The following is an 8,613-nucleotide window of genomic DNA, read 5'->3' as shown; positions in this document are numbered from 1 at the left end:
GGAATGTTAAAAGTTTTACAATACTCCCAACTCACTAATGTAGATAGATTCATATTCTCAAGTAGTGGATGTGGAGTATATGGTTTAGACAGTAAAATGCCATTTAAAGAAGATGACATTTCAATCTCCTTACACACCCCATACCAAGTAACAAAATTACTTGGTGAACTATATACTAATTACTTCCATAACCTTTATGATTTACCAATAGTAAATGCAAGATTCTTCAATGTATTTGGTCCCGGAGAAGTACCAGGAAAATATAGAAATGTAATACCTAACTTTTTTTATTGGAGTATGAATAATCTCGCTTTACCAATTACAGGAAATGGAACAGAAACTCGTGACTGGACATTTGTAGAAGATATAGTAAGTGGATTACTTGCAATGGGTATAGAAGAAGAAGCAATAGGAGAAGCTATTAACTTAGGGTCTGGACAAGATCATCGAGTAATAGATATGGCTAATAGAGTAAATGAATTAACTGGAAATACAGAAGGAATAGCATATGCAGAACGCCGTAATTGGGATGCAAAAACTAAACTTTTAAGTTGTATAGATAAAGCACATGATATTCTTGGATACAAACCAACTGTAAGCTTTGATGATGGACTCATAAAAGTACATGAATGGTTTGAAAACAATTGGGAAGACATTCAAAAATCAGCAGAATTTGATTAAACATAGAAAAAGGGAAATTTTTTTAAAAAAGGGGAATTTTCCCTCTTTTATAACTATTTTTTATTTATATCAATATATTCAAATCCACATTCACTACAAGTTTCATCATTGAAACAGATTACACCACCACAATTTTCACAAGTGTACTTATCTAAATCCATTTTTAAAATTTTACCAATACCTGAATTTTCTAATTTTTTACAATTATCAACTGTGCTTAATCCATATCTTTTCTTTGAATTTTTATCATGTTTCTTAATTAATTTACAGGGGAATTCACTGCATCGTTGACAATATTTAAAATTCTTTTTATCAAAACAATTTTTAATCTTACATTTTAAACTACTTTTACTTTTACCAGAATCACTAATTCTACAACCTGGACAAGCATTATCATTTTTTAAATGTTTTTCACATAATAGGCAGTTAAAACCACAAGGAGCAAAATATTCATTTTTTATAATTTCAGGCATTTTCATAAATTTTCAAAACCTTTTACTTTTTAGTTTAATTTAATCTTTTTTCCAAATTTTTCTAATATATATCCTAATATTAATATTAAAATTAATATGATAAAAATATAGATGATTACATTACTTAAACCTAATTTATCAATATCTAAAAAGAAATAAGGGTACAAAGAATTTCCACTATTTGGTCCACTAAAAATTTTTGTCCCAATAAAGAATGCTCTAAAATAAATACCTATTAAATATGCTATAAATGGTATTAAACAATAATAAATACTTTTAATATTTAAAGAATCCTTTTTAGCAAATATTAACCAATCACATACAAATAATATTGGCACAATTAAATGAAATATGAAATTTTCCATTCCATAATTAATAAGACTTGTATGATAATTAGGAAATATAATTAAATTATAAGTTAATGACACTATAAAAATGGAGACAGTTATGATATAATAAATAATATTTATTATTCTTTCTTTATTTACATTATATGTTTTTTTATTTATGTTTTTATATAAATAAAATATTGAAAAGATTATACAAGCAATATTTGTTAAAGTAGTGTAAAAATATAATTTAACTGTACTATTTGGAAATTTAGTAATAGATTCATAAATACCCCATAATCCAATTATAATAATTAAAATTTTCATTAAATTAGAAATTATGATTTTTTTTTTCAAATTTAAGACCTCTTATATTATATGTTAATCCTTTTTGTTTTGCATATATAAAATAATTATTCTTTCTAAAATTTAATTAATTTCACATTTAATTTTAATAAAAAATTATAATTACTAGAAAAAACCAAAAATTAATTTAATTAATAAAAAAATTAAAAAGGACTTAACTGCATATGAAAATTTTAGTATTACAAGAATCTGACTGGTTAAAAAGAAACCCTCATCAACAACATCATCTTATGGATCGAATGGATGGGAGAGGACATCAAATAAGAGTTATTGATTATCCAATCGATTGGTCTAATGATAAAGAGAGTAATGGATTAATCTATAACCGCGAAGAACATAATAATGTTTGTAAAGTCAACCCAAAAACAAATATTACTGTAATACGTCCAAGTTTCATAAAAATTAAAGGATTAAATTATGTAAGTATGTATTTCACTCACCAAAAAGAGATTAAAAAACAAATATTAGAATTTAAACCAGACATTATTTTAGGATTAGGATTACTTAATTCTTATACTGGAAGTAAACTAGCAAAGAAATACAATATACCATTTGTATACTATTTAATAGATAATTTATATGCATTAATTCCTGAAAAAATCTTTCAAGGCATAGGAAAACAAGTTTTCACTAAATCATTAAAAAATTCTGATTTAGTAATAACAATTAATCAAAAACTATCAGAATTAGCAATATCCCTAGGATCTAATCCAGATAAAACAATATTAATTGATGCAGGTATAGATTTAAAAAAGTATAATCCTAAATTAGATGCTTCAAAAATCTATGATGAATATAATATCCAATCAGATGATATAGTTCTCTTTTTTATGGGATTTATTTATAATTTTGCTGGAATGAAAGAATTAGCTAAAAAATTAGGGGAAAATAAGGAAAAATATTCTAAAATGAAAATTTTAATTGTAGGTGATGGGGATGCCTATGAAGACTTACTAAAAATAAAAGAAGAATATAATCTTAAAGATCAACTTATTCTCACAGGACGTCAACCTTATATTAAAATACCTGAATTTTTAGCATCATCAACATTTTGTTTGCTTCCTGCATATAAAGATGAAGAAATAATGCAAGATATTGTACCAATTAAGTTATATGAATATTTAGCAATGCAAAAAGTCGTTATTGCAACTAAACTACCTGGAATTTATAATGAATTTGGTGAGAATCATGGTATTGTTTATGTGGATAATGCATGTGAAGTTCTTGATACTGTACAAAATATATTAAATAAAGGGGAATATGATGAAATAGCTAAAAATGGTAGAGAATTTGTTAAAAGTAGTGATTGGGAGATTAAAGTTAATGAATTTGAAAATGCATTAAATGAATTAATATAAAAAACTTTATATTACTAAAAGTAGTATATAATTAATATTAATTGGAGGTCATTAAATGAAAGATGAAGTATTCTATGGTAAAAGCATGCAACGTGTTAAAGATGATAATGAAGAATTATACCAAGCTATTGTAGATATAAATAATGCAGTATGGGATGGAAAAGCATTAGATTATAAAACACAAAAATTAATAGCTATTGGAATAGCAGCATCAAATTCAGATACTAGAGCTATCAAAAAACAAATGGAAAGTGCTAAAAAGGAATTAGGCATCACTCGTGATGAAATTTTAGATGTATTAAAAGTGGTTTTATTAACTTCTGGAATGCCACCATTTAATAAATCCTTATCTGTACTTAATGAAGTATTCTAATACTATTTTTTTATAATTATTTATTTTTTCATTTTTTATTATTTTTTTCTATTTCTCATTTTTTTTAATTTTTAACAATTCTTAAAAAACTTTTTTATAAAATAAAAACTATAAGTTATTAGTATAATTAAAAGAATAATTAAATATAATATTTATAAATTAATATGAAATTAGTATTTTTTAGGAGAATTGTTAAATGATAATGTGGGATGAAGAAAAAGAAACCATACAAAGAGATGACTTAGAAGAGTTGCAATTGAAAAAATTACAAGACACTGTTCATCAAGCTTATGAACGTGTACCTTATTATCATAAAAAATTTAATGAAATTGGATTATACCCAGAGGATATTGAAACATTAGAAGATATTACTAAAATACCATTCACTACTAAAGATGATTTACGTGAAAGTTATCCTTTTGGTATGTTTGCAGTTCCTAAAAAGGAAATTATAGAAATTCATTCATCTTCTGGTACAACAGGAAAACCAGTTGTTTCAGGTTATACACGAAAAGATTTGGATACTTGGGCAACAATAATGGCACGTGGATTAACAGGTATGGGTCTTGGGGATGAAGATATTCTTCAAAATACACATGGTTATGGATTATTCACTGGAGGATTTGGAGTACATTATGGGGCGGAAAAAATCGGAATTACTGTAATACCTATAAGTACTGGTCAAACAAAACGTCAAATTGAAATAATGAATGATTTTGATATTACTGGGTTAATATTTACACCATCTTACGGTTTACATATGGCAGAAGTTGCAAAAGAAGAAGGAATTAATCCAAAACAATTAGGGATAAAAGCTATTGGTTTTGGGGCTGAAATGTGGACTGAAGAAATGAGAAAACGTATAGAAAAAGAATATAATACTGAAGCTTATAATATTTACGGTTTAACTGAAATTATGGGTCCCGGAATAGGTGTAGAATGTGAAGCACAAAATGGTTTACATATTGCAGAAGATTATTTCTACCCTGAAATTGTTGATAGTAAAACAGGTAAACAACTTCCAGGGGGAACTGAAGGAGAATTAGTTTTAACAAATCTTGAACGGGAAGGAATGCCAATTTTAAGATTCCGTACTAAAGATATCACAACCCTACATTATGAAACATGTGAATGTGGTCGTACTTTTACAAGAATGGAACGTATCAAAGGAAGATATGATGATATGATTAAAGTAAAAGGAGTTAGTGTTTTTCCTTCACAAATTGAAAAAGCATTACTACACGTAAGTGAAGTTGAACCTCATTATCAAATAATTGTTACTCGTCCAGATATAATGGATCAAATGGAAATAAAAGTAGAAACATCTCCTGATTTATTTAGTGATGATGTAACTAAAATGGTGAATTTACAAAAAACAATTGGGGACTATGTGCAAAACGAAATAGGTTTACGTGCAAAAATTACCTTAGTAGAACCTCATACTCTTCCACGTTTTGAAGGAAAAGCAAAACGTGTTTTAGATAAAAGAAATTTTAATTAAAAAAAACTTTTCAGGTGTTTTTTTATTATGTCAAATGATAACGAAATGATTAAACAATTAAGTATATTTTTAGAAAATAAAAAAGGACGGTTATATAAAGCATTAGATGTTTTAGCTAATGCAAATATTAATATTAGAGCTTTATCTTTAGCAGATACTAGTGATTTTGGTATATTACGTTTAGTTGTTCAAGACCCAATTAAATGTAAAGAGGAATTAGAAAAACATAACTTTACAGTTAAGGTTACTTTAGTAGTTGGTGTTCAATTAGATGATACTCCTGGTGGTTTAAGTAAAATTTTAAAAATAGTACAAGATAATAATATGAATCTTGATTATTTATATGCTTTTACTCATGAAAAATCAGAAAAAGCTATTCTTTTATTATGTACTTCAAATCTTGAAAATCTTACCAATATTTTAAAAGAAAATGATGTAATAATTGTTCCAGCTGATGAAGTATATAACTTATAATACTCAAATTATTTTTTGTGATGGATTTTTATGAAAATAACATGTATAGGTGCGGATATATCAAATAATGATGTATCATGTAGTGAAAATTTAATATCTAATTTAAAATCTGATATTCCCAAACTATTAAAAAAAGGAGCTATTAAAGCAGGATTAACTAATATTACTGGTGATGATGTAGTAATTTCTGCTATTGTAAATGATGAAGATTTACCATTAATCAATAAGGAAATAGTTAATATATTAAGAGATAATGCTGAAGATATTGGTGATATTGGAGGTGTTGGGAAAACATCTGAGGAAGCAGGTGAAGGGATTAGTTATGCAACTGCGAATATTCGAGAGGATAGATTTCCTGATGCCGTAATATTACATTTTGATACTTATGGAGGGGAATCATTTGTTGCACATGTTGCAGAAAGTGCAATACAAGCTGCTAAAGGAATAAGTTCTTGCACTGATGTTTCCATTTTAAATAGTGAAGATATTAATGAGATACCTGGTGTTGGTTATGTGGGTAATGAAACCGATGATCCTGTAATAGTTGCTACTGTGGAAGATTTAGAACAAATAGGTGTGATTAGTGGAGCAATGATAGGTGCAAGTTTAGGTTGTAAAAACACTTATCTTGTAAAGCGTCATACTCCATGTAATGTTATACCTGGTAGTGTGCTTGTTTCCGCAACTGCATTTACAAATGGTAATATTATAGATTTAGCTGTACCATTTGAGAATAAAACTAGAATCCTTAAATAAAATACTTTTATATTTTTTTCATTTATTTAATTTAATTCATTTAAATCTTAAAAAACTTTTAATATTACTAATGATAAATATTAGATTAACAATTATGATTAAAAGATTTATTATAAAAATTATAAAATAAGAGGTTAATGTTTATGATATTATTAGATAAGGATACAAGAGCCTTAGTTCAAGGAATTACAGGTAAACAAGGTTCTTTCCATACAAAACAAATGTTAGATTACAATACAAATATTGTTGCTGGAGTTACACCAGGTAAAGGTGGTCAAGAGTTATATGGGGTTCCTGTTTATGATAGTATAGAACAAGCTGCAAGTAACGAGGATTTAAACACTAGTATAATATTTGTACCTGCACCATTTGCTAAAGATGCAGCTTTTGAATCAATTAAACATATGGATCTTGTAATTATCATTACAGAACACATTCCAGTCCATGACAGTATGCAAATCATGGAATATGCTAATCGTAAAGGAAAAACAGTTATAGGTCCAAACACTCCAGGAATTATATCTCCAGGTATAGGTAAACTTGGAATAATGCCAACTCATATTTTCGAACCTGGAAATGTTGGAGTAATAAGTCGTAGTGGAACTTTAACCTATGAAATAGCATCACAATTAACTAATGCAGGAATCGGACAAAGTACTTGTTTAGGGATTGGAGGAGATCCAGTAATAGGTACAAAATACACTGAGATTTTACAAAAATTTGAGGATGATCCAGATACTGATAAAATTGTATTAATCGGTGAAATTGGAGGAAATGCAGAAGAAAAAGCTGCAAAATATATAGAAGAAAACATCACTAAACCAGTAGTAGGGTTTATTGCAGGATTAACAGCACCTCCAGGAAAACGTATGGGTCATGCAGGAGCAATTATTGAAGAAGATAGTGGAACTGCATTATCTAAAATTAAAGCATTTAATGATGTTGGAGTAGAAGTTGCAAAAAGACCATCTGAGATAGTAAACTTATTAAACAAAGTTTAAATAAACTCTTATTTTTTTCTAATTTTTTAAAAAATATGAAAACTAATTTTAAAAATATATTTTTCTTTAAAATTTTCTTTTAAAGGTATTGATAATAATGAATAAAGAAGAAATCATCCAAAAATTATTTAATGGTGAAATGAAACTTTATCAAATAGATAAATTCACAAAAGATGCTACTGAAGCTTTAGAAATTCGTCGAGAATTCATTGCTCAAAAAACTAACACTGATTTAAGTTATATTGGTTCATATAATATTGATATGAATACTGCAATGAAAAAAAATATTGAAAATCCTATAGGTACAGTGCAAATTCCATTAGGTGTTATAGGGCCATTAAAAATAAACGGAGAATCATGTACTAAAGAATACTATGTACCTTTAGCTACATCTGAAGGAGCATTACTAGCTAGTATTAATCGTGGGGCAAGTACTATAACAGCTTCTGGTGGATGTAATGCTAGGGTTATTAGTGATAAGATGACTCGGGCTCCTGTAATTAAAGTAGAAAATAGTGTAGAAGCTATAAAAGTTAAAACATGGTTTGAAGATAATTTCTCTAAAATTAAAGAAGTAGCAGAGTCAACAACTTCTCATGGTAAATTAATAAAAATAGATCCAATATTAATTGTGGGAGCATATGTTTATCCTAGATTTGTTTACAGTACTGGTGATAGTATGGGAATGAATATGGTTACAATCGCTACTGATAAAGTTTTAAAATTATTATCTGAAGAAACTAATGCTAAACATATTGCTTTAAGTGGTAATGCTTGTGTTGATAAAAAACCTTCTCATATGAATTTAATAGAAGGGCGAGGAAAAACTGTTGTGGCAGATATTTTAATTCCAGAAGAAATTGTTGAAAAAAAATTAAAAACTACTGCAGAATCAATAGTTGAAGTAAATATTGCTAAAAATTTACTTGGAAGTGCAGTTTCAGGGACAATGGCATTTAATGCTCAATATGCAAATATGGTCGCAGCAATATTTTTAGCAACAGGACAAGATTTAGCACATGTTGTTGAAGGATCATTAGGCATAACTCATGCTGAAAATCGTAATGGAGATTTATATTTCAGTGTAAATATGCCTGATTTACCATTAGCAACAGTTGGTGGGGGAACAAGATTAGAAACCGCTAATGAAGGGTTAAAAATTTTAGGATTAAATGGTTCCGGATCAGTTCGTGACTTTGCTGAAGTAGTAGTTTCAACAGTTATGGCTGGAGAATTATCTCTTATAGGTGCTTTAGCAGCAGGACATTTAGCACGTGCTCATGAACAATTAGGAAGATAAT

10 protein-coding genes are annotated in these 8,613 nt (G+C 27.7%); 8 read left to right on the top strand and 2 right to left on the bottom strand.

Translation table 11 applies throughout. The features are described 5' to 3' along the window. The coding region (locus tag BP769_RS04120; RefSeq protein WP_413862137.1) for an NAD-dependent epimerase/dehydratase family protein at window positions 1-681 on the top strand (681 nt) is incomplete at its 5' end. Window positions 682-734: 53 nt separating this feature from the next. On the opposite strand, the gene BP769_RS04115 is transcribed toward BP769_RS04120, so the two are convergent. Then, a complete protein-coding gene (locus BP769_RS04115; protein ID WP_409197590.1) occupies window positions 735-1,160 on the bottom strand; it encodes a DUF3795 domain-containing protein in 426 nt (141 codons plus the stop codon). A 23-nt stretch (window positions 1,161-1,183) separates the two neighbouring features. Continuing rightward, window positions 1,184-1,840, bottom strand: a complete 657-nt coding sequence (locus tag BP769_RS04110; RefSeq protein ID WP_413862135.1) for a Pr6Pr family membrane protein — start codon at window positions 1,838-1,840, stop codon at window positions 1,184-1,186. A gap of 173 nt (window positions 1,841-2,013) precedes the next feature. On the opposite strand from BP769_RS04110, the gene BP769_RS04105 reads away from it, so the two are divergent. The 7 genes from BP769_RS04105 to hmgA all read left to right on the top strand — a co-directional run bounded on the left by BP769_RS04105 (window position 2,014) and on the right by hmgA (window position 8,612). Further along, entirely contained in the window at window positions 2,014-3,207 is a 1,194-nt protein-coding gene (locus tag BP769_RS04105; protein WP_413824046.1) for a glycosyltransferase, read from the top strand. A gap of 55 nt (window positions 3,208-3,262) precedes the next feature. Then, the gene (locus BP769_RS04100; protein ID WP_409197587.1) at window positions 3,263-3,580 is read left to right on the top strand and encodes a carboxymuconolactone decarboxylase family protein; all 318 of its coding nucleotides are present in this window, start codon (window positions 3,263-3,265) and stop codon (window positions 3,578-3,580) included. A 202-nt stretch (window positions 3,581-3,782) separates the two neighbouring features. Further along, complete coding sequence (locus BP769_RS04095) at window positions 3,783-5,081, top strand: phenylacetate--CoA ligase family protein (RefSeq protein WP_409199087.1); 1,299 nt, start codon at window positions 3,783-3,785, stop codon at window positions 5,079-5,081. 27 nt (window positions 5,082-5,108) lie between these two features. Next, the gene (locus BP769_RS04090; protein ID WP_409197586.1) at window positions 5,109-5,555 is read left to right on the top strand and encodes an acetolactate synthase; all 447 of its coding nucleotides are present in this window, start codon (window positions 5,109-5,111) and stop codon (window positions 5,553-5,555) included. A 30-nt stretch (window positions 5,556-5,585) separates the two neighbouring features. Next, window positions 5,586-6,311 carry a hypothetical protein gene (locus BP769_RS04085; protein WP_409197585.1) on the top strand — a complete coding sequence of 242 codons (726 nt, stop codon included), beginning with the start codon at window positions 5,586-5,588 and terminating at the stop codon, window positions 6,309-6,311. A gap of 143 nt (window positions 6,312-6,454) precedes the next feature. Further along, window positions 6,455-7,312 (top strand): succinate--CoA ligase subunit alpha, encoded by an 858-nt coding sequence (gene sucD / locus BP769_RS04080; RefSeq protein ID WP_409197584.1) that lies wholly within the window; start codon window positions 6,455-6,457, stop codon window positions 7,310-7,312. A 97-nt stretch (window positions 7,313-7,409) separates the two neighbouring features. Then, the gene (gene hmgA / locus BP769_RS04075) at window positions 7,410-8,612 is read left to right on the top strand and encodes a hydroxymethylglutaryl-CoA reductase (NADPH) (protein WP_409197583.1); all 1,203 of its coding nucleotides are present in this window, start codon (window positions 7,410-7,412) and stop codon (window positions 8,610-8,612) included. Window position 8,613: the final 1 nt, after the last annotated feature.

This window comes from Methanobrevibacter sp. UBA417, assembly GCF_002508845.1.
GTDB lineage: Archaea > Methanobacteriota > Methanobacteria > Methanobacteriales > Methanobacteriaceae > Methanobrevibacter_A > Methanobrevibacter_A acididurans.
This window is presented reverse-complemented; position numbering and strand designations above follow the sequence as displayed.